20 protein-coding genes are annotated in these 20,344 nt (G+C 60.6%); 19 read left to right on the top strand and 1 reads right to left on the bottom strand.

Going from position 1 to position 20,344, the window contains the following annotated elements:
- The first annotated feature begins 24 nt into the window (after positions 1 to 24).
- From rsxC to rsxE, 4 genes are read left to right on the top strand one after another with little or no spacing between them, the layout of a single operon-like run.
- A complete protein-coding gene (rsxC, locus tag QAT43_RS03655; protein ID WP_305041683.1) occupies positions 25 to 1,350 on the top strand; it encodes an electron transport complex subunit RsxC in 1,326 nt (441 codons plus the stop codon).
- Position 1,351: 1 nt separating this feature from the next.
- Positions 1,352 to 2,362, top strand: a complete 1,011-nt coding sequence (locus tag QAT43_RS03660; RefSeq protein ID WP_305041684.1) for an RnfABCDGE type electron transport complex subunit D — start codon at positions 1,352 to 1,354, stop codon at positions 2,360 to 2,362.
- Positions 2,359 to 2,970, top strand: coding sequence for an RnfABCDGE type electron transport complex subunit G (locus tag QAT43_RS03665; protein WP_305041685.1), 612 nt, complete (start codon positions 2,359 to 2,361; stop codon positions 2,968 to 2,970). Before QAT43_RS03660 ends, QAT43_RS03665 begins: the two co-directional genes overlap by 4 nt.
- Positions 2,967 to 3,560 carry an electron transport complex subunit RsxE gene (rsxE, locus tag QAT43_RS03670; protein WP_305041686.1) on the top strand — a complete coding sequence of 198 codons (594 nt, stop codon included), beginning with the start codon at positions 2,967 to 2,969 and terminating at the stop codon, positions 3,558 to 3,560. Before QAT43_RS03665 ends, rsxE begins: the two co-directional genes overlap by 4 nt.
- Before the next feature lie 69 nt (positions 3,561 to 3,629).
- Here the strand turns inward: rsxE and QAT43_RS03675 are convergent, their stop codons facing one another.
- Positions 3,630 to 4,844, bottom strand: a complete 1,215-nt coding sequence (locus QAT43_RS03675) for a molybdopterin molybdotransferase MoeA (protein ID WP_305041687.1) — start codon at positions 4,842 to 4,844, stop codon at positions 3,630 to 3,632.
- A gap of 479 nt (positions 4,845 to 5,323) precedes the next feature.
- On the opposite strand from QAT43_RS03675, the gene QAT43_RS03680 reads away from it, so the two are divergent.
- The 15 genes from QAT43_RS03680 to QAT43_RS03750 form a co-directional block, all read left to right on the top strand.
- A complete protein-coding gene (locus QAT43_RS03680) occupies positions 5,324 to 5,680 on the top strand; it encodes an NADH-quinone oxidoreductase subunit A (RefSeq protein ID WP_305041688.1) in 357 nt (118 codons plus the stop codon).
- The gene (locus QAT43_RS03685; RefSeq protein ID WP_305041689.1) at positions 5,671 to 6,180 is read left to right on the top strand and encodes an NADH-quinone oxidoreductase subunit B; all 510 of its coding nucleotides are present in this window, start codon (positions 5,671 to 5,673) and stop codon (positions 6,178 to 6,180) included. Before QAT43_RS03680 ends, QAT43_RS03685 begins: the two co-directional genes overlap by 10 nt.
- A 48-nt stretch (positions 6,181 to 6,228) precedes the next feature.
- Positions 6,229 to 6,720 carry an NADH-quinone oxidoreductase subunit C gene (locus QAT43_RS03690; RefSeq protein WP_305041690.1) on the top strand — a complete coding sequence of 164 codons (492 nt, stop codon included), beginning with the start codon at positions 6,229 to 6,231 and terminating at the stop codon, positions 6,718 to 6,720.
- 42 nt (positions 6,721 to 6,762) lie between these two features.
- Positions 6,763 to 7,944 carry an NADH dehydrogenase (quinone) subunit D gene (gene nuoD, locus QAT43_RS03695; RefSeq protein ID WP_305041691.1) on the top strand — a complete coding sequence of 394 codons (1,182 nt, stop codon included), beginning with the start codon at positions 6,763 to 6,765 and terminating at the stop codon, positions 7,942 to 7,944.
- A gap of 26 nt (positions 7,945 to 7,970) precedes the next feature.
- Positions 7,971 to 8,468 carry an NADH-quinone oxidoreductase subunit NuoE family protein gene (locus QAT43_RS03700; protein ID WP_305041692.1) on the top strand — a complete coding sequence of 166 codons (498 nt, stop codon included), beginning with the start codon at positions 7,971 to 7,973 and terminating at the stop codon, positions 8,466 to 8,468.
- A gap of 48 nt (positions 8,469 to 8,516) precedes the next feature.
- Positions 8,517 to 10,298 carry an NADH-quinone oxidoreductase subunit NuoF gene (gene nuoF, locus QAT43_RS03705; RefSeq protein ID WP_305041693.1) on the top strand — a complete coding sequence of 594 codons (1,782 nt, stop codon included), beginning with the start codon at positions 8,517 to 8,519 and terminating at the stop codon, positions 10,296 to 10,298.
- A gap of 33 nt (positions 10,299 to 10,331) precedes the next feature.
- A complete protein-coding gene (locus QAT43_RS03710; RefSeq protein WP_305041694.1) occupies positions 10,332 to 12,815 on the top strand; it encodes a molybdopterin-dependent oxidoreductase in 2,484 nt (827 codons plus the stop codon).
- 22 nt (positions 12,816 to 12,837) lie between these two features.
- Entirely contained in the window at positions 12,838 to 13,800 is a 963-nt protein-coding gene (locus QAT43_RS03715) for a tetratricopeptide repeat protein (RefSeq protein WP_305041695.1), read from the top strand.
- Positions 13,801 to 13,834: 34 nt separating this feature from the next.
- On the top strand, positions 13,835 to 14,878 hold the full coding sequence (gene nuoH, locus QAT43_RS03720) for an NADH-quinone oxidoreductase subunit NuoH (protein ID WP_305041696.1): 1,044 nt from the start codon (positions 13,835 to 13,837) through the stop codon (positions 14,876 to 14,878).
- Positions 14,879 to 14,908: 30 nt separating this feature from the next.
- Positions 14,909 to 15,304, top strand: coding sequence for a NuoI/complex I 23 kDa subunit family protein (locus QAT43_RS03725; protein WP_305041697.1), 396 nt, complete (start codon positions 14,909 to 14,911; stop codon positions 15,302 to 15,304).
- Positions 15,305 to 15,324: 20 nt separating this feature from the next.
- A complete protein-coding gene (locus QAT43_RS03730; protein ID WP_305041698.1) occupies positions 15,325 to 15,828 on the top strand; it encodes an NADH-quinone oxidoreductase subunit J in 504 nt (167 codons plus the stop codon).
- 23 nt (positions 15,829 to 15,851) lie between these two features.
- Entirely contained in the window at positions 15,852 to 16,154 is a 303-nt protein-coding gene (gene nuoK / locus QAT43_RS03735; protein WP_305041699.1) for an NADH-quinone oxidoreductase subunit NuoK, read from the top strand.
- A 44-nt stretch (positions 16,155 to 16,198) separates the two neighbouring features.
- A complete protein-coding gene (gene nuoL, locus QAT43_RS03740; RefSeq protein WP_305041700.1) occupies positions 16,199 to 18,169 on the top strand; it encodes an NADH-quinone oxidoreductase subunit L in 1,971 nt (656 codons plus the stop codon).
- Positions 18,170 to 18,211: 42 nt separating this feature from the next.
- Entirely contained in the window at positions 18,212 to 19,774 is a 1,563-nt protein-coding gene (locus QAT43_RS03745; RefSeq protein WP_305041701.1) for an NADH-quinone oxidoreductase subunit M, read from the top strand.
- A 46-nt stretch (positions 19,775 to 19,820) separates the two neighbouring features.
- On the top strand, positions 19,821 to 20,344 hold a 524-nt coding region (locus QAT43_RS03750; protein ID WP_305041702.1), incomplete at its 3' end, for an NADH-quinone oxidoreductase subunit N.

Raw genomic sequence — 20,344 nt, forward strand, 5'->3', positions numbered from 1 at the left:
TCGCGATCAGGAATGTCTCGTTTTATGATGAAAAAGCTCAAAACCTTCCGCGGCGGCCTGCATCCCTCCGAGCACAAGGAGCAAACCGCCCATTTGGCCATCGAGGACTGCCCGCTGCCCGAGGAGCTGGTGATTCCGCTCTCGCAGCACATCGGCGCGCCGGCCGAGGCCTGCGTGGCCAAGGGCGAGCGGGTGGCCAAGGGGCAGCTCATCGGCCGGGCGCGTGGCTTTGTCTCGGTGCCGGTGCATGCCTCGACCTCGGGCGAGGTGTTGGCCGTCGAAGCCCGTCCCCATCCCTCGGGCAAGCTGTTGCCCGCAGTGGTGCTGCGCCCCGACGGCGAGGATGCCTGGGGCGAAGCGCCCGCGTCCGTCGCCGACTACCGCGAGCTTGGCGCCGAGGAGTTGTGCGAGCGGATTCGCGCCGCCGGCGTGGTCGGCCTGGGCGGCGCGGCTTTTCCCACCCACGTCAAGCTCTCGCCGCCCCCGGAAAAACCCATTCACACCCTGCTCATCAACGGGGTGGAATGCGAACCCTACCTGACGGCCGATCATCGCCTGATGCTCGAGGAGACCGCGCGCCTTCTTGCCGGCATCGACATTTTGCGCCGCGCCCTGGGCGCGCGGCGGGTGTGCATCGGCATCGAGGCCAACAAGCCCGACGCCATCGCCCGGCTGGAAGAAGCCTGTCGCGGCACCGATGTCGAAGTGGCGACCCTGGCCGTGAAGTATCCCCAGGGCGCGGAAAAACAGCTGATTTCGGCCCTGGTCGGCCGCGAGGTGCCCTCCGGCGGCCTGCCCATGGATCTCGGCGTGGTGGTGCAGAATGTGGGCACGGCGGCGGCGGTGGCCGATGCGGTTTTGGCGGGCAAGCCCTTGATCGAGCGTGTCACCACCCTGACCGGCTCCGCCCTGGCCCGGCCCGGGAACCTGCGGGTGCGCATCGGCACGCCCTTGCGCCATCTGGTGGCCTGGCGCGGCGGCCTGACGGGCGAATTGGCGAAAATCCTGTGCGGCGGGCCGATGATGGGCGCCGCCCAACTGAGTCTCGACGTTCCCGTGGTGCGTGGCACCAGCGGCGTGCTGCTGTTGCGCGAGGGCGACGTCGAACTGCGTCGCGAGAGCGCCTGCATCCGCTGCGGTCGCTGCGTGCGCGCCTGCCCGAGCTTTCTGATGCCGACCACCATCGCCGCCTATGCCCGCCTCGAGCGCTTCGAGGCGGCCGAGCAGTTCCGCGCCATGGATTGCATCGAGTGCGGCTGTTGCACCTACATTTGTCCGGCCGCCATTCCCCTGGTGCAGGCCGTGCGTCACGCCAAGCTGGCCATTCTGGCCCGCAGAAGGAAACTCTGACGTGGAGCAGAAACTCATCCTTTCACCCGCGCCCCATCTGCACGGCGAGCAGAGCACCGAGCAGATCATGCGCGCGGTCATCTACGCCCTGCTGCCGGCCTGCGCGGTGTCGATCTATTTCTTCGGTCTGCCGGCCCTGCGGGTGCTGGTGCTATGCACCCTGGGGTGCGTGCTGGCCGAGATCGGCTGTCAGAAGCTCATGCGCCGCCCCGCGGCCTGGCGCGACGGCAGCGCCGCCCTGACCGGCGTGCTGCTCGCGCTGAACCTGCCGCCCGCCAGCCCCTGGTGGCTAGCGCTGCTTGGCGCGGCCGTCGCCATCGTCGTCGGCAAGCAGGTCTACGGCGGCCTGGGGCACAATCCCTTCAACCCCGCGCTGGTGGCGCGGGTGGTCCTGCTGATCTCCTTTCCCGTGCAGATGACCACCTGGAGCGCGCCGACGCCCCTGGGCGCGGGCCTGGACCTGGTGACCACCGCCACCCCCCTGGGCGAGGCGAAGAACGCGGTGATGCTTAGCGGCCGCTTGCCCGAGGCGCTGCAAAACAGCAGCTGGGATTATTTCATCGGCAACATGGGCGGCTGTCTCGGCGAGGTGTCGGCCCTGGCGCTGCTGCTCGGGGCGGCCTATCTGTTCTGGAAGCGCATTCTCACCTGGCACATTCCCCTGAGCTATCTGGGCAGCGTGGTGGTGATCGCCGGCATCTTCTGGCTGGTGGATCCCAGCCGCTATCCCAGCCCGCTGTTTCATCTGCTCACCGGCGGCCTGATGCTGGGCGTGTTCTTCATGGCCACCGACATGGTCACCTCGCCCGTCACGCCGCGCGGCATGTTGGTTTTCGGCGTCGGCTGCGGCCTGCTCACCGTGCTTATCCGCCTCTTCGGCGGCTATCCCGAGGGGGTGTCCTTCGCCATCCTGCTGATGAACGCCGCCACGCCCCTGATCGACCGCTTCACCCGGCCGCGCGCTTTCGGTGAGGCACCCGCCCGGGTCTCGGGCCGGCAGGGGGCGCCATGAAAGATATCCGTCGCCTGGCCCTGGTCCTGACCCTTATCGCCGCGACCGCCGGCCTGGTGCTGTCCCTGGTCGAGCAGGTGACGCGCGCCCCCATCGCCGAGCAGCGCCGCCAGGAAACCCTGCGCGCCTTGAGCGCGGTGCTCCCGGCCTTCGACAATCAGCCCGACGCCGACACCCTGACCCTGGTGGTCGGTTCGGATCGCAAGGGCAAGCCCATCGAGCGCACCTTCTATCGCGGCCGTCTCGCCGGTGAGCTGAGCGGGGTGGCCTTCGCCGTGACGGCCCCGGACGGCTACAGCGGGGACATCGTGGTGATGGTGGGGGCCGATCCGCAAGGCACGGTGACCGGCATGGCCATTTTGCGCCACGCGGAGACGCCGGGGCTCGGTGATAAGATCGAGGATGACTGGTTCCGCGCGCAATTCCCGGGCAAGAATCTCGACAATGCCGATTGGCGGGTGAAAAAGGACGGCGGGGGCTTCGACGAAATCACCGGCGCCACCATCTCGCCGCGCGCGGTGGTTGGGGCCATGCGCCAGGGACTCGAGTTCTTTCGCGCGCAAAAAACGCAGATTCTGTCCGCGCCGGCCGAGGGAGGATCGCCATGAACCTGCAGGATGAATTCACCAAGGGCCTGTGGCGCGACAATCCGGTCTTCAAGCTGCTGCTGGGGCTTTGTCCGGTGCTGGCGGTCACGACCAGCGCCGAGAACGGCCTGGGCATGGGCCTGGCCACGACCTTCGTGCTGCTCTGCTCGAATATCGTCGTGTCCTTGCTGCGCAAGGTAATCCCGAGCAAGGTGCGCATTCCCTCCTTCATCGTCATCATCGCCTCCTTTGTGACCGTGGTGCAGTTGACCATGGAGGCCTATCTCTACGATTTGCACAAGGCGCTGGGGATTTTCATTCCCCTGATCGTGGTCAATTGCCTGATCCTCGGCCGTGCCGAGGCTTTTGCCTCCAAGCAGCCCCTGCGCGGCGCCCTGATCGACGGCCTCGGCATGGGACTCGGCTTCACCCTGGCGCTGTTCGTGCTGGGCGGCGTGCGGGAGATCTTCGGCGCCGGAACCCTGCTTGGCGTCAGTCTCTTCGGCGGCGCCTATCAGCCCTTCCTGCTCATGATTCTGCCCCCCGGCGCCTTTATCACCCTGGGTTTTCTGCTGGCGGGCATGAACCGCATCGAGAGCGCCCGCCGTTAAAATTGTTCGGGGGGCAGCCCGCTTGGTCTGCCCCCCCGAATCCGCTTCCCTCTCTTTTGTTTTTTTTCCTCACTCCTCGCGCATTTCCGCCTGCCGCCCCAGCAGGTGAAGGTCGACGACGGCCCCCGCCGGCAGATCCCCGGCCTCGGGGGGCAGATAGACCAGCCCATCGGCACTCACCAGGGTGCGCAGAATCCCCGTCTGCTGATCGCCGCTGGTGCTGACGAGAAAGCGCCCGTCGCGTACGCTGAGGCGCACCCGCAGGAATTGGCCGCGTCCGGGTTTCTTGCGCACCGCTTCCTGCAGAATGCCCTGGACGAAAGGCTGAATCACCCTGCGGTGGCCCATCATCCTGAGAATCGCAGGCTTGACCAGCTCCTCGAAGGTGATCAGGGTGGCCACGGGATTGCCCGGCAGACAGAAAATCGGACGATTTTCCGCACGCAAGAACGCCATGGGCCGGCCGGGCTTGATGTCGATTTTCCAGAAAATTTCCTCGGCGCCGAGTTCCAGGAGGATCTCGCGCACCAGGTCGCGATCGCCGGTGGAGATGCCGGCCGAGGTGATCAGGCCATCCGCCCGCAGACCTTCGCGCAGCAGCGCCAAGTGGCTTTCCCGTGTGTCGCGGGCAATCCCGAGCAGAATGGGCTCGGCGCCGATTTCCTGGAGGGCCGCGGCCAGGGCGAAGGCGTTGCTGTTGACGATGCGTCCGTCGCTCAGGGGCTCGCCCGGCTCCACCAACTCGTCGCCGGTGGAGAGTACGGCAATGCGCGCCCGTCGAAAGACCGGAATCACGACCTTGCCAAAGGAGGCGAGCATGCCGATTTCGGCGGGGCGCAACAGCGTGCCCGCGGGGATGACCAGCTCGCCGGCGCGCACGTCCTCCGCCTGGCGGCGCACATGGGCGCCTGAGACGGGTCGCTTGGTGAGGCTCACCCGGCCGGCCTCCTCGCGCGCCTCCTCCATGGGAACCACCGTGTCGGCGCCGATGGGCAACGGAGCGCCGGTCATGATTTTCATGGCCGTGCCGGGCGCCAGTCCGGCTCCCGGCAGGACGCCCGCCGGCAGATACCCTTCGATGGGCAGGCTGAGCGTGGCGGACAGATCCTCGTGACGCAGCGCGAACCCGTCCATGGCGGAATTATTCCAGCGGGGCAGATCCCAGGGCGCGTGAACCTCATCGGCCAGAACGCGACCGCAGGCCGCCGACAGGCTGATGCGTTCGGAGCCCAGGGGCGAGCAATGATGAAGGATCAGGCGGCGAGCATCCTCAAAGCGCAACATAGAACTCTCTTCATGGCCTGGGGGGCCGGGCGGAAAACCCGGCCGCGGTCAACGGATGATCTGGCGATTGTGCCAGTGCGGCGGACCAAAGATCAAGGATGTTCGCGGTCCTCCGGGTCCTGGGGGCAGGAAGAGACACTGGAATTTCCCGCATCCCGCGACGACCTTGGCGTGATGTGGTTTCAAGGGTCCGCGGTTGCTAGGGATAGTGATGAAAATACAGCAAGTTGGGCCGGCGTGGACAGCTCTTCGGGACCAAGCCCAACCGGCCGCCGAGGATCTTCTCCGGCCTGCTTAAAAATCAGGATAAACCGCTGTTTTGACAGGCATATTCATCGCTAAAAGTGCATACAGTATACTGTATTTTTTCCTTGACAATGAACGGCATTTATCCTAACTTGCCTTGGCCTGAGACCACCTTGGGCATCTAAGGGTGTTAGAAGATAGCAATAAAACATCGTTGGGAGGAGACGCTTTCTATGCTTGACATCTATTTGCCGATTCTCGTCCTTATCGGAATTGCCGTGGCGTTCGCCATTGGTTCGGTGGTTTTCTCCGGCCTGATCGGCATGAAAAAGCCGAGCGCCGTCAAGCTCTCTCCCTACGAGTGCGGTCTGCCGCCCGTCGGCAGTGCGCGCGAACGGGTGTCCGTCAAGTTCTATCTTGTTGCGGTCGCCTTCATTGTGTTCGACATCGAGGTGGTCTTTCTCTATCCCTGGGCGGTGGTTTTTAAGACGCTTGGTTGGTATGGCGCCGCTGTCATGGGGGTTTTTCTTTTTGTTCTCATTATCGGCTTCATTTATGACTGGAAAAAAGGAGCACTGGAATGGGAGTAGATCAGCCTCTGGGAAGTAATTTCGTCACCACCAGCCTGGACAAGCTTGTCAACTGGTCCCGGTCCCGCTCTCTCTGGCCTATGACGTTCGGTCTGGCCTGCTGCGCCATTGAAATGATGGCCACCGGCGCCGCCCGCTTTGACCTTGACCGTTTTGGTGTGTTGTTCCGCGCCTCGCCCCGTCAGGCCGACCTGATCGTTATTGCCGGCACCGTGACCAAGAAAATGCTGCCGGTCATTCAGACGGTTTACGAGCAGATGCCCGAGCCCCGCTATGTCATCGCCATGGGCGCCTGCGCCTGCTCCGGCGGCGTTTTTGATACCTACAGCACGGTGCAGGGCATTGACGAGGCGCTGCCCGTGGACGTTTACATCCCCGGTTGTCCTCCGCGCCCCGAAGGTCTGCTCTACGGTCTGCTCAAGCTTCAGGAGAAGATCATGAAGGAGCGCAATACCTTCGGCGCCGCCATCGGGCTTGGCGAGGTGGTCAGGGAGGTCTGATCCCTGGCCTTGTGTTGATTCGAATACCTTGTGGATGAGGATAGTAGGATGACCGATCAGGCTGCAGTCGAAAAGCTCAAGGCCAAGTTTCCCGGATCCGTGCTCGAAGTCAAGGAGTTTCGCGGGGAGTTGACCCTTACCGTTAAGGCCGAGGACATCGTGGCCATCTGCACCTTCTGCAAGAAGGAGCTTGGCTACACCATGCTGGCCGATCTGGCCGGTTTGGATCTGTCGGCCATGGGTGTGGCGGGGCCGCGCTTTCAGGTGGTCTACAACATTTACAACATCAAGGCCAAGCAGCGCCTGCGTCTCAAGGCGCCCGTCGAGGAGCGCGGTCCGCGCATCGACACGGTGAGCGGCGTCTGGGGCTCGGCCAACTGGCTGGAGCGCGAGTGCTGGGACCTGATGGGGATTTCCTTCAACAACCATCCCGATCTGCGTCGCATTCTCATGCCCGACGATTGGGTCGGTCACCCGTTGCGCAAGGATTATCCGGTTCAGGGTCCGGACCGTGAGCCCTATCAGGGCCGCCAGATCTGACCGGAATGAATTCGTAAAACTCCAAAGGAACGAGGAAACGCCATGGCAGCGATGACCGAAACCATGACTATCAATATGGGGCCCCAGCATCCTTCCACGCACGGGGTGTTGCGGCTTGTTCTGGAGCTTGACGGCGAAAACGTCGTCAAGGCCACTCCGCATATCGGCTTTCTCCACCGCGGCGTGGAAAAGCTCTCCGAGTACCGCACCTACCATCAGGTTATTCCTCTGACCGATCGTCTCGATTACCTGGCGCCCATGAGCAACAACCTCGGCTATGTGCTGGCCGTGGAAAAGCTCCTGGGGATCACCGACCAGATTCCCGAGCGCGCCAAGGTCATTCGCGTGATGCTCGCCGAGCTGACCCGTATCAAGAGCCATCTGGTGTGGCTCGCCTGTCACGCCCTCGATATCGGCGCCATGACCGTGTTCATCTACTGCTTCCGCGAGCGCGAGCACATCATGGAGATGTACGAGAAGATCTCCGGCGCGCGCATGACCTCCAACTATTTCCGCGTCGGCGGTCTCTCCGCCGATCTGCCCGCCGGCTTCGAGAAGGAAGTGCGCGAATTTATCGATGCAATGCCTGGCCATATCGAAACCTATGAGGGTCTGCTGACGGGCAACAAGATCTGGCAGAAGCGCATCGTGGGCGTCGGCGTCATCAGCGGCGAGGACGCGCTGGATATCGGCATCACCGGCGGCAGTCTGCGGGGTTCCGGCATCGACTGGGATCTGCGACGCGACCACCCCTACAGCGGCTACGAGGATTACGATTTCAAGGTTCCGGTCGACGACGGCTGCGATACCTGGGCGCGCTACAAGGTGCGCCTTGATGAAATGCGCGAATCCTGCAAGATCGTGCGTCAGGCCTTGGATAAACTCAAGCCCGGCCCGATTCTGGCCGACGTTCCCAAGGTCTGTCTGCCGCCCAAGCAGGACGTGGTCAATACCATCGAAGGTTTGATCCATCATTTCAAGATCATCACCGAGGGCTTCAAGCCCGAAGCCGGCGAGATTTATCAGAGCGTCGAGGCCCCCAAGGGCGAATTGGGTTTCTATCTGGTGTCCGATGGCTCCGCCCGTCCCTATCGCATGAAGATTCGTCCTCCCTCCTTTCTCAACCTGCAGGCATTGCCGCAGATGGTGGAGGGCAGGCTGATCGCCGACGTCGTCGCGGTCATTGGAACTCTCGACATCGTGCTTGGCGACATCGACCGTTAACCTAACGCCGTAGAGAGGTGTTCTTCATGAGCAACGCGGAAGCGCAGGTGGTCCAGGAAGAAATCGACCTTGGCCCGGCCAACAAGGTGATCGACAAGTATCTCAACATGAAGGGCGCGCTCATGCCTGTTCTGCAGGAGGTGCAGGATGCCTACGGCTATCTGCCCGAGCCGTGCATTCATCTGATTTCCGAGCGCCTCAATGTCTACTTGAGCCAAATTTACGGGGTGCTGACCTTTTACGCTCAATTTCACCTGGAGCCGCGCGGCAAATACATCGTGCGTGTCTGCATGGGGACGGCCTGTCACGTCAAGGGCGCCGGCCGCATCGGCGATACTCTGAGCGAATTGCTCGGCATCGGCCATGCCGAAACGACCGAGGATCTGAAGTTTACGGTTGAGCATGTGGCCTGCATCGGGGCTTGCGGCATGGCACCGGTCATCATGGTCAATGAGGCGACCTACGGGAGCATGTCCGTGCAGAAAATGGGCGAAATCGTCGCCAAATACCGGGCGATGGACTAGCAGGCGTCTCTCTCAAGCCAAACCATTCAAGCGTTGGGGAATTGACATATGGCCGCGATCGAAGAGCAAATCAGGATTCTTATCTGCCAAGGCACGGGTGGCTTGGCTTCGGGTGCCAGGGAGGTGGAAGAGGCCTTTCGGGCGGAATTCGAAAAGCATGGTGTCGATGCCAAGGTCGGCAAGCGCTGCACGGTGGTCGGAACCGGCTGTCGCGGCCTGTGCGCCAATGACGTGCTGGTGGATATTGTCATCCCCGGGCAGGAAGCCGTGACCTACGACTTTGTCAAGCCCGAGTTGGTGCCGCAACTTGTCGAGGAACACATTCTTACCGGGCAGGTCGTCGAAAAGAAGAAGGCCGGCCCCTACTATCAGAAGTTCCTGGAAAAACAGATGCGCGTGGTGTTTTCGCGCTGCGGCACCATCGACGCAGAGAGCCTCGAGGATTTTCTGGCGCACGACGGCTTTGTCGGCATCCGCAAGGCCGTGACCATGAAGCCCCAGGAAGTCATCGAGGAAGTCAAGAAGTCCGGTCTGCGCGGCCGTGGGGGCGGTGGTTTTCCCACCGGCGTCAAGTGGAGCTTCTGCGCGGCCTCGCCGGGTACCGACAAATACCTGATCTGCAACGCCGACGAAGGTGACCCGGGGGCCTTCATGGACCGCTCGATTCTCGAGGGCGACCCCTACGGCCTCATCGAGGGGATGATGATCGCCTCCTACGCCATCGGCGCCAAATACGGTTATGTCTATGTGCGCGCCGAGTATCCCTTGGCCATCAAGCGTCTGCAAAAGGCCATCGATACCTGCTACGAAAAAGGGTTCCTGGGGAAAAATTGTCTCGGCCTGGGGTTTGATTTCGATCTGCGCATCAAGGCCGGCGCCGGTGCCTTTGTCTGCGGCGAGGAAACCGCGCTCATGGCCTCCATCGAGGGCGAACGCGGCATGCCTCGCCCCCGCCCGCCATTTCCCGCGGTGCGCGGTCTCTGGACCAAGCCGACCAACATCAACAACGTCGAAACCTTCGCCAACGTTTCCTATATCTTCTATCGCGGCGCCGACTGGTTTGCTTCCATCGGCACGGACGGCACCAAGGGTACCAAGATTTTCGCCCTCACCGGCAAAATCAAGCATACCGGCCTGGTCGAGGTTCCCGCCGGCATCACCATGCGCGAGGTTATTTACGACGTTTGCGGCGGCATTCTCAACAACCGCAAATTCAAGGCGGTGCAGGCGGGCGGTCCCTCGGGCGGTTGCCTGCCCGGCGAGGCTATCGACGCCCAGGTCGACTATGACTCGCTGATCAAGGCCGGGGCGATGATGGGTTCGGGCGGTCTGGTCGTCATGGACGAAACCACCTGCATGGTGGACATCGCGCGCTTCTTCCTCAACTTCACGCGCATGGAATCCTGCGGCAAATGCGTTCCTTGCCGCATCGGCCTCAAGATCATGCTCGACATTCTGGAGCGCATCACCGAGGGCAAGGGCCATCCTGGTGACATCGAACTGCTTCAGGACATGTGTTACGACATCAAGAAAGCCTCTCTCTGCGGTCTCGGCCAGACGGCGCCCAATCCGGTGCTTTCAACCATCCGTTATTTCCGCCACGAATACGAGGCGCATATCGAGCATCAGCGCTGCCCGTCCAATTCCTGCAAGGCGCTGTTGAAGTTCGAGGTCGTCGAGGCGGCCTGCAAGAAGTGTGGACTCTGTTTCAAGGTCTGTCCGGTGGATGCTGTCCGGTGGGAGAAGGGACAGCTTGCCATCATCGACAAGGAGAAATGCACCAAGTGCACCTCCTGCTACGATGCCTGCCGCTTCATGGCCATCGAATAGCCGAACCCCCAGACGATCAAGGACGAGGTCAAGATGGTTACTCTGACGATAGATGGAAAACAGGTCCAGGCGAGCAAGGCCGCTACCATTCTGGACGCGGCCATGGGGGCGGGCATTACGATTCCCGTGCTCTGTCACGCCAAGAAGCTTCTCCCCTACGGCGCCTGCCGGGTTTGCCTGGTGGAAGTCGAGCAGATGAAGGGGCGCTTGATTCCGGCCTGCACCACCCCGGTGACCGAAGGCATGGTCGTGACCACCATGTCGCCTGAAATCAAGAAGGTCCGCAAAACGGTGCTCGAATTCCTGCTGGTCAACCATGTGGTGGATTGCCCGGTGTGCGACAAGGGCGGGGAGTGCGATCTGCAGGATCTGACCTACGAATACGAAGTCACCACCAATCGTTTCAAGGACGCCAAGTTCAATCTGGAAACCGATGAACGCAATCCCTTCATCGAGCGCAACATGAACCGCTGCGTGCTCTGTGGCAAGTGCGTGCGGGTTTGCGATGAAATTGTGTCCTATGGTTCCTACAGCTTCATCAATCGCGGTTTCGACACCAAGGTGGCGACGGCTTACGACCGGGGCCTGGATTGCGAATTCTGCGGCCAGTGCGTCTCCATGTGTCCGGTGGGCGCATTGCTGCCCCGGCCGTTCAAGTTCAAGGCGCGCCCCTGGCAGCTCAAGGAAGTCGACACGGTGTGCGGCTATTGCGGCAACGGCTGCACCGTGACCTTGGGCGTGCTGGACAATAAGGTGGAAACCATCCGCTTCAACGACAAGATCGGCGTCAACGACGGCAATCTCTGCGTGCGCGGGCGGTTCGGTTATTCCTATATCAATGCCGAGGAGCGGCTCAAGCGCCCCTTGGTTCGCAAGAACGGCCGCCTGGAACCCGCTACCTGGAGTGAAGCCATGGAGGCCGTGGCGGCTGGTTTCGAGAAGGCGCGCGCGGAGAAGGGGCTCGGCATCCTCAGCGGCGGCCGACTGACCAATGAGGAATATTTTTATCTTGGGCATCTCGCCGACAAGGTGCTCAAGACGCCTCATCTCGATCACAGCGGTGGTGAATGCTACAAGGGCCTGAGCCAGGGACTGGCTGAAACCCTAGGCATCAAGGCCTCCACCGGCACCTTCCCCCAGGTGGAGGGATGCGATGCGATTCTTGCCATCCGCTCGGATTTCTACGAAACGCACCCGGTTTTCGGCATGGTGGTCAACCAGGCGGTGAAGCGCCATGATGCCAAACTGGCGATCATCAGTGACAAAAAAGGTAAGTTCACCAAATTGCCCGGCGCCAAGACCCTGCTGACCAAACCTGGAACCGAAGTCGCCATCCTCAATGCCATGGCCCAGGTTCTGCTGACCGAGGGGCTGGCCGTCACCGAAGGGGTCACCGGTGTCGAGGGCTTGCGCGCAGCTCTGGCCGATTACGCCCCCCAGGCGGTCGCCGCCAAAACCGGCGTGCCCGCCGAAGCCATCGAGGCGGCGGCACGTGCCTTCGCCAAAGGAAAAAATAAAGCCATTCTCATGGCTTATGGTCTTCCCTACAGTGCCCAATCCCGCGAGCTCGGTGTTGCCGCCGCCAACCTGGCCATTCTGGCGGGCGTCTTTGACGGCGAGAAAGGCGGCCTGTACCTTTGCGGGGAAAAAGCCAACAGTCAGGGTGCCATCGATCAGTGGATCCTGCCGCGTCCCAATGGGATGGGAGCTCAGGCGATGCTGCAAGCGGCCGCCGAAGGCAACCTCTCTGCCCTCTATGTCATCGGCGAGGATCCGCTGTTGAGCTATCCGGACCGGGCCAAGGTCGCGGCGGCACTGGACAAGATTCCCTTCCTGGTCGTCCAGGATCTGTTCATGACCGACACCGCGCGTGAAGCCGATGTGATTCTTCCGGCGGTGTCCTTCGCGGAAAAGAACGGTACCTTCACCAACGCGGAGCGGCGCGTGCAGCGCCTGCGGCCCGGCGTGAAGAGCCCCGGCGAGGCACGCAGCGACCTGTCTATCTTCGCCCTGCTCGCGGCGCGCATGAAGGATCCCCTGGTCTTCACCGGTCCGGAGGCTGTTTTCGCCGAAATCGCTCAGACCGTGCCGGAATACGCGGGGCTTTCCTTCAATGCCATTGGACCCGAGGGCGTGGTCTGGGGGGGCGAGCATCTGGCGACCAAGACCCGCAACCTGGTGGCGGTCAAGGGCGGCGAACCCCTGGCCGCGCGCTTCCAAATGGTGACGGGGAGCGCCCTCTTCCACAGTGGTACCCTGTCGGTCAGATCCAAGGGGCCCATGTCCGCCCTTCCCGAGCCCTATGCCGAATTCTGTCTCGAGGATGCCGCGGAACTCGGCCTCGCCGAAGCGCAAACGGTTTGCCTCAAGGGCAACGGCGAGGAATTGCGCCTCAAGGTGAAGGTCGGTAAGCGCATGCCGCGAGGGGTCATCTTCGTGCCTTATCATTTCGGCAGCGCCGGGGTTAATCGCGTATATCGCGGGGAAACTTCGGTAACCGTGGAAGTCAGCAAGTAGGGGACCTTACGAGGAGCGCGCCATGCAATGTTCCAAGTGTAACGCGTCCGTTTCCGTCCAGGCCAAATTCTGCGATCAGTGCGGGGCCAGTCTCGCCAGCGACGCGGACTTCGTGCATGCCCGGGCCCTGGATCTTTTTCATCGTGGAATGATCGAGGAAGCGGTTCGCAACTGGGACGAGGTACTGCGGATGAATCCTGCTTCCGGTTCGGCCCATTATTACAAGGGGTTGGCCCTTTACGACCAAGGCGATCTGGAAGGCGCCGTGGGGTGTTTCACCCAAGCCTTGGTCGGGGAGAAGGAGCGTTTTCGCGTTTACTTTAAGCTCGGCATGGCTCAATACGGCCTTGGTGATCTCAATGCCAGCATCGAGAGTTTCCGCAAGGCCGTGGAGCTCAATCCCAAAAGCGCGGAAACCCATTATCGCCTCGGGCTCTCCTATCTGCGCAATACAGATCTGGCCAAGGCCGAGGAGGCCCTGCGGGAAGCGGCGCGCATCAACCCCAGCTATACCCGCGTGCTCTACATGCTCGGCATGGTGTATTCCCAGAAAGGGGACTACCGTTCCGCCATCGACCAGTTTCGACGGGTGGTGGAATTGAGCCCGACCTACACGGCGGCACGCTTCGAACTGGGGATGGCCTATTTCAAGGAAGGCATGCTAGCCGAAGCGGCGGAGCAATTCACCCAGGCCGGCGAAACCAATGCCCGTTTTGCTCCGGCCTTCTATATGCAGGGCGAGGCGCGGCGCCGGATGGGAGAGTTTTCCGAGGCCATCAGCGCCTACGGCAAGGTTTTGGAGGTTAATCCCAAGGATGCCGACGCCTTGGTGCGGATCGCCGAATGCAACATGCAGCTCGATTTCCTGGACGAAGCGCGCAAGGCCATCCACAAGGCCCTCGCTCTCAACCCCAACCATCGCGAGGCGCAATATCTCAGCAAGCATCTTGGGGAAATGGCTACTCCCCACAAGCCTGGATTTTGATGAGATCATTTAAAACTTTGCAGAGAGGATTGCCATGACGCCCGAGTTTGTGAGTCTCTCCAACAACTGGCCCTTGTATCTGACCACGATGATCGTGAAGATTTTGGTGGTCTTCGTGGTCGTTATTCTGATCGTTGCCTACGCGACCTGGCTGGAGCGCAAGGTCATCGGTCACATGCAAACCCGCCTCGGGCCCATGGAAACGGGATGGCACGGGCTTTTGCAGCCGATCGCCGATGGTCTCAAGCTGTTCTTCAAGGAAGACATCATCCCGGAAAAGGCAGCCAAGTTCACTTTCCTGCTTGCCCCGATGATGCTGCTGGTGCCCGCGTTCATCACCTTCGCGGTGGTGCCTTTCGGTCCCGATAAGGTAATCGGCGGCTACCTGGTGCCCATGCAGATCACCGACCTCAACGTCGGCGTGCTCTACGTGCTGGCCATGGCCGGGCTCGGCGCCTACGGGATCGTGCTCGCCGGATGGTCGTCCAACTCCAAGTATTCCCTGATGGGCGGCATCCGTTCCACCGCGCAGATGATCTCCTACGAACTCGCCGCCGGTCTGTCCATCGTGGCCGTGTTCATGCTGGCGGAAACCCTGAGCCTGCGGCAGATCGTCGCCCTGCAGATGGAACCGCTCTGGGGCACCATCAGCTTTCTGCCCAACTGGTACGTCTTCAGCCAGCCCTTGGCCTTCGGTCTGTTCATCCTGACCTCGTTGGCGGAGATCAACCGCACGCCCTTCGACCTTCCCGAGGCGGAATCGGAACTGGTGTCGGGTTTCTGCACGGAATATTCCTCCATGAAGTACGCCCTGTTCTTCATGGCCGAATATGCCAACATGGTGGTCATCGCCGCGATTGCCGCCACCCTGTTCCTCGGCGGCTGGTCCGGCCCCTTCTTTGGCCCCATCAACCTTCTGCTCAAGATCCTGGCGTTCATGTTCTTCGCCATCTGGCTGCGCGCCACCATGCCGCGTGTCCGTTATGACCAGTTGATGACCATGGGCTGGAAGGTTCTCATTCCGCTGGCACTCGCCAATGTGATTGTCACCGGCGTGGTCGTCCTCCTGATGCAATAAAACCTGTTCGAGGAGAAGAGGGATATAACCATGTTCAAAGAATTCGCCAAAGGGTTGAGCATCACCTTCAAGCATCTGCTGCCGGGCCACAGCACAACGGTGCAGTACCCCCACGTCAAGTTGACGCCTTCGGATCGTTTCCGCGGCCTGCATCGCCTGGTGCCGACCCAGGATCGGGAAAAATGCGTGGCCTGTTACCTGTGCCCCACGGTCTGTCCGGCCAAGTGCATCACGGTGGAATCCGCCGAAAATGAAAAAGGCGAGAAGTATCCCCGGGTGTACCAGATCGATCTGCTGCGCTGTATCTTCTGTGGTTACTGCGTCGAAGCCTGTCCGGTGGAAGCGATTGAAATGACCGGCGAATACGAGTTGGCCAACTACAGGCGGTCTGATTTCGATTTCACCAAGCAGCGCTTGCTGCGCTAAGGGGAAAGGAGCAAAGCCTCATGGAATTGTTGTTCTTTTATCTGGTTGCACTGGTGGCGATCCTTTCCGCCTTCATGGTGGTCAAGTGCAAGAACCCGGTCAACAGCGCCATCTCGCTGGTGATGACCTTCTTCTGCCTGGCCATTCTCTATGTCATGCTCTATGCCCCCTTCATGGCGGCGGTTCAAGTCCTGGTCTACGCCGGGGCGATCATGGTTCTGATCCTGTTCGTCATCATGCTCCTTAATCTCGGCCCCGAGATGATGGAGCGCTTTCAGCACGGAGTGGTGGGCGGTGCCATCGTTGCGGGCATCGTCATGATTCAAGCCGTGATGTTCGTCAATCGCGGCGAGATGGCGGGTATCTCCGGTGACGTCACCCGCGATCAGGTGCTTGAAGTAGGCCACATGGAACTGATCGGCATGAAGCTCTTCACGGAATTCATGCTGCCTTTCCAGATTGCCGGGATCTTGTTGCTGATCGCCATCGTGGGCGCCCTTGTGCTGGCTAAAAAAGAAGTCTAAACGGGAACGGACAGGAGTCGATCATGCTTACCGTTTATCATTATCTGGGTCTCAGCGCCATTCTCTTTGCCCTGGGCACCTACGGGGTTCTGACCCGGCGCAATGCAATTGTCATCTTCATGTGCATCGAGCTTATGCTCAACGCCGTGAACCTTACCTTCATCTCTCTTTCGAGCTATCTGAACAATCTCGACGGGCAGATCTTCGTCTTCTTCGTCATGTCGGTAGCAGCGGCCGAGGCCGCGGTCGGACTCGCCCTGATGATCGCTTTCTTCCGCAATAAAGAGTCCGTGGAAGTCGAAGATTTCAACCTGCTCAAATGGTGACAGATTTCTGATTCGATCCGATCTAATCGACAGAGGAGATGGAAATGTACGACAAGCTATGGCTCATTCCGTTCTTTCCCTTGCTCGGCAGCATCATCAACGGGCTGCTGGGCAAGAAGATCAAAAACGAGACAATCATCGGGGGTATCGGTACCCTGGCGATTTTCTCCTCCTTCATCGTGTCGGTGCTGTGCTTCATGGAGTTGCGCCTCGACACGGTGAAATCCCATCAGCAAGTGATTGCCTCCTGGATGTCGGTGGGCAATCTGCAGATCGAGTGGGGTTTTCTTCTTGATCCCCTTTCCGCGGTGATGCTGCTGGTGGTGACCGGCGTCGGCTCGCTGATCCACCTCTACTCCATCGGTTACATGCATGGCGAGGAAGGGTTCTATCGCTACTTCTCCTACCTCAACCTGTTCGCCTTCTCCATGCTCATGCTGGTGCTGGGCAACAACGCCATGGTCATGTTCGTGGGCTGGGAAGGCGTGGGTCTGTGCTCCTACCTGCTGATCGGTTACTACTTTCACAAGCAGAGCGCCGGCGACGCCGCCAAGAAAGCCTTCGTCGTCAACCGCATCGGCGACTTCGGCTTTCTCCTCGGAATTTTCCTGCTGTTCTGGACCCTCGGCAGCGAGCACGGCATCTGGACCCTCAATTTCGTCGAAATCGCTCAGCACGGTCATCTGCTTGGCGCGGGCAGCGTGGTGGTGACGATCATTACCCTGTGCTTTTTCCTCGGCGCCACCGGCAAGTCGGCGCAGATTCCCCTCTACACCTGGTTGCCTGACGCCATGGAAGGCCCCACACCGGTTTCGGCGCTCATCCATGCCGCCACCATGGTCACCGCCGGCGTCTATATGATCGGACGCATGAACGGTCTGTTCGCCATGGCGCCCGACACCATGCTGGTGATCGCCATCGTCGGCGCCGCCACAGCGATCTTCGCCGCTTCCATCGGCCTGGCGCAGAACGACATCAAGCGCGTACTGGCCTATTCGACGGTCTCCCAGCTTGGCTACATGTTCCTGGCCATGGGCGTCGGTGCTTTTACCGCCGGTATCTTCCACCTCATGACCCACGCGTTCTTCAAGGCCTGTCTGTTCCTCGGCTCCGGCTCGGTTATCCACGCCATGCATCACGCCTTGCACAAGGCTCATGCCCATGACGATCCTCAGGACATGCGCAACATGGGCGGGCTGCGCAAGCATATGCCCATCACTTTCCTGACCTTCCTGATCTCGACCATCGCCATAGCCGGTCTGCCGGGTCTGTCGGGCTTTTTCTCCAAGGACGAAATTCTGCTCTGGTCCCTGGCCGGAAACCGCGGGCACTGGTTGCTGTGGCTGGTCGCCTCGCTGGCCGCGGGCATGACCGCCTTCTACATGTTCCGCCTGGTGTTCATGACCTTCTTCGGCAAGGAGCGCATCGCCGAAAAAGCCAAGAGCTATCTCCATGAGTCGCCCCTGGTCATCACCATTCCGCTGATCGTCCTGGCGGTGCTGGCGGTGTTTGGCGGCTATCTCAACGTTCCCGCGGTCCTGGGTGGAGCTCATCGCCTGGAGACCTTCCTCAGCCCAGTCTTCGGGGCCGCGCAACAGGCCTACGGCATCGAGCCGCCGCACATGAGCCATGCCGCCGAATACGGCCTCATGGGCCTGGCGGTCGGTATCGCGCTGGTCGGTATCGGCCTGGCCTACCTCATGTATGTCAAGAATCCCGAGATGCCTGCCCAACTGGTGGCCAAGGCGCAGGGACTCTACCGCGCCATCTTCAACAAATGGTATGTGGACGAAATTTACGACGCCTTGTTCGTGAATCCCACCAAGAAGGCTGGCACCTTCCTGTGGAAAGGCTTCGACGTGGTCGTGGTCGACGGCATCGTCAACGGTGTGGGCTATATCGTCAAAGGGTTTTCCGGGGCTCTGCGCCTCACCCAGTCCGGTCTGGTGCATAACTATGCGCTGGCCATGGTGGTCGGGGTGATTGTCATGGTGGCTTACTACGTCTTCGGCTAAGAGCGCCCAACCCCTGTTAAGTTGAGATAAGGAGTGATTTCCATGACCGACCACCTGTTGAGCCTGATGACATTCTTCCCGATTCTCGGGATGGTTTTGCTGCTGTTTATCCCCCGGGATAACCATGGTCTGCTCAAAAGCTTCACCCTGGTCGTGACCCTCGTCACTTTCGTCATTAGCCTCCCCCTGGCTTTTGATGATGTATTCAAGACTTCGGCGGCCTTTCACTACACGGAATTCGCTCGCTGGATCAGCGTGGGCGATTACTTCCAGATGAATTACAACATCGGTGTCGACGGGATCAGCCTCTGGTTGGTGTTGCTGACCACCTTCATCATGCCGGTGACGGTTCTCTCGACCTGGAAGGCGGTGGACAAGAACGTCAAAGGGTTCATGGCGTTGATGCTGCTGCTGGAAACGGCCATGCTCGGGGCCTTCATCTCCCTTGATTTGTTCCTGTTCTACATCTTCTGGGAACTGATGCTGATTCCCATGTACTTCATGATCGGCATCTGGGGCGGCAAGAACCGTATCTACGCAGCGGTCAAGTTCTTCATCTACACCGCCGTGGGTTCGTTGCTGATGCTGGTGGCCATCATCTACGTCTACTATCTGTCGCTGCAGTCCGGCGTCGCCTTCGAGAACGGCTTCAGCATCCTGCACTTCTATCGTCTTGATATCCCTCTGGATTTGCAGATCTGGCTGTTCCTGGCCTTTGCCTTCAGCTTCGCCATCAAGGTGCCCATGTTCCCGGTGCACACCTGGTTGCCCGATGCCCACACCGAAGCGCCGACGGCCGGTTCCGTGATCCTGGCGGCCATCCTGCTGAAGATGGGAACCTACGGCTACCTGCGTTTCGCCATGCCCCTGTTTCCCGACGCCACCTTCAAGTTCATTCCCTTCCTGTCGGTGCTGGCGGTTATCGGCATCATCTACGGCGCCCTGGTCGCCATGATGCAGGATGACGTGAAGAAACTGGTGGCCTACTCCTCCGTTTCGCACCTGGGCTTCGTCATGCTGGGCCTGTTCGCCCTTAACCTGCAGGGCTTTGCCGGCGGCATGATTCAAATGATCAACCATGGTATTTCCACCGGCGCGCTGTTCCTTATCGTCGGCTTTATCTATGAACGGCGTCACACCCGCCTGATCGCCGACTTCGGCGGCCTCGCCAAGCAGATGCCGGTGTTCGCCACCATCTTCATGATCGTGACCTTCTCATCCATCGGCCTGCCCGGCACCAACGGCTTCGTCGGCGAATTTCTCATCCTCATGGGCGCCTTCGAGAGCGATCTCCGCTGGTTTGCCGTGATCGCCACCACCGGGGTTATCTTCGCCGCCGTCTACATGTTGTGGATGTTCCAGAGGGTGATGTTCGGCGAATTGAAAAACCCCGCCAATCAGAAACTGCAGGATCTCAACGCCCGCGAAGTCGCGCTGATGATGCCCCTGCTGCTGTTCGTTTTCTGGATCGGTTTGTACCCCAACACCTTTTTCGAGAAAATGAATCCGGCCCTGGAAAACATGGTGCAGCAGATCAAGGGCCGCCAGATGGCTCAGGTTGAGGTGGTCGACACGCTCGCCCATCATGACGCGCTGCTGAAGTAATACCGCGATAGATTTGGCATAACACCGCATCCGGAGGAGCGTTTCAATGGAAAACCTGGTGCAAGATGCAATCCAGAATGTCAATTTGGCGGCCGTCATGCCGTCCCTGGTCCTGTGCTGTTTCGGCCTGGCGATTCTGATGGTCTCCGTCTTCTCGCCCAAGGGTAAGACCACCCACGTCGCCTGGCTGAGCTTCGCAGCGCTGATCGTGACCGGGGCCGTGGCCCTGATGGGCTGGAACGACCGGCAGGTCGGCTTTTACGGTGCGGTGGAGCTTGACAATTTCGCCACCTTCTTCAACATCACCTTTATCGTCGCCGCGGCCCTGACCATCCTCATGTCCGACGACTATCTCAAGCGTGAGGACTATCCCATTGGGGAATACTACCCCCTGATCCTGTTCACCACCGCTGGGGCCATGTGGATGGCGTCGGGCACCGACATGATGACCATCTTCCTCGGCCTGGAAGTCCTGTCCATCAGCCTCTATGTGCTCGCGGGCCTGTTCCGTAACCAGCTGCGTTCCAACGAGGCCGGCCTGAAGTATTTCCTGCTCGGCTCCTTTTCCAC

This window comes from Geoalkalibacter sp., from assembly GCF_030604225.1.
In the GTDB taxonomy this organism is placed as follows: domain Bacteria; phylum Desulfobacterota; class Desulfuromonadia; order Desulfuromonadales; family Geoalkalibacteraceae; genus Geoalkalibacter.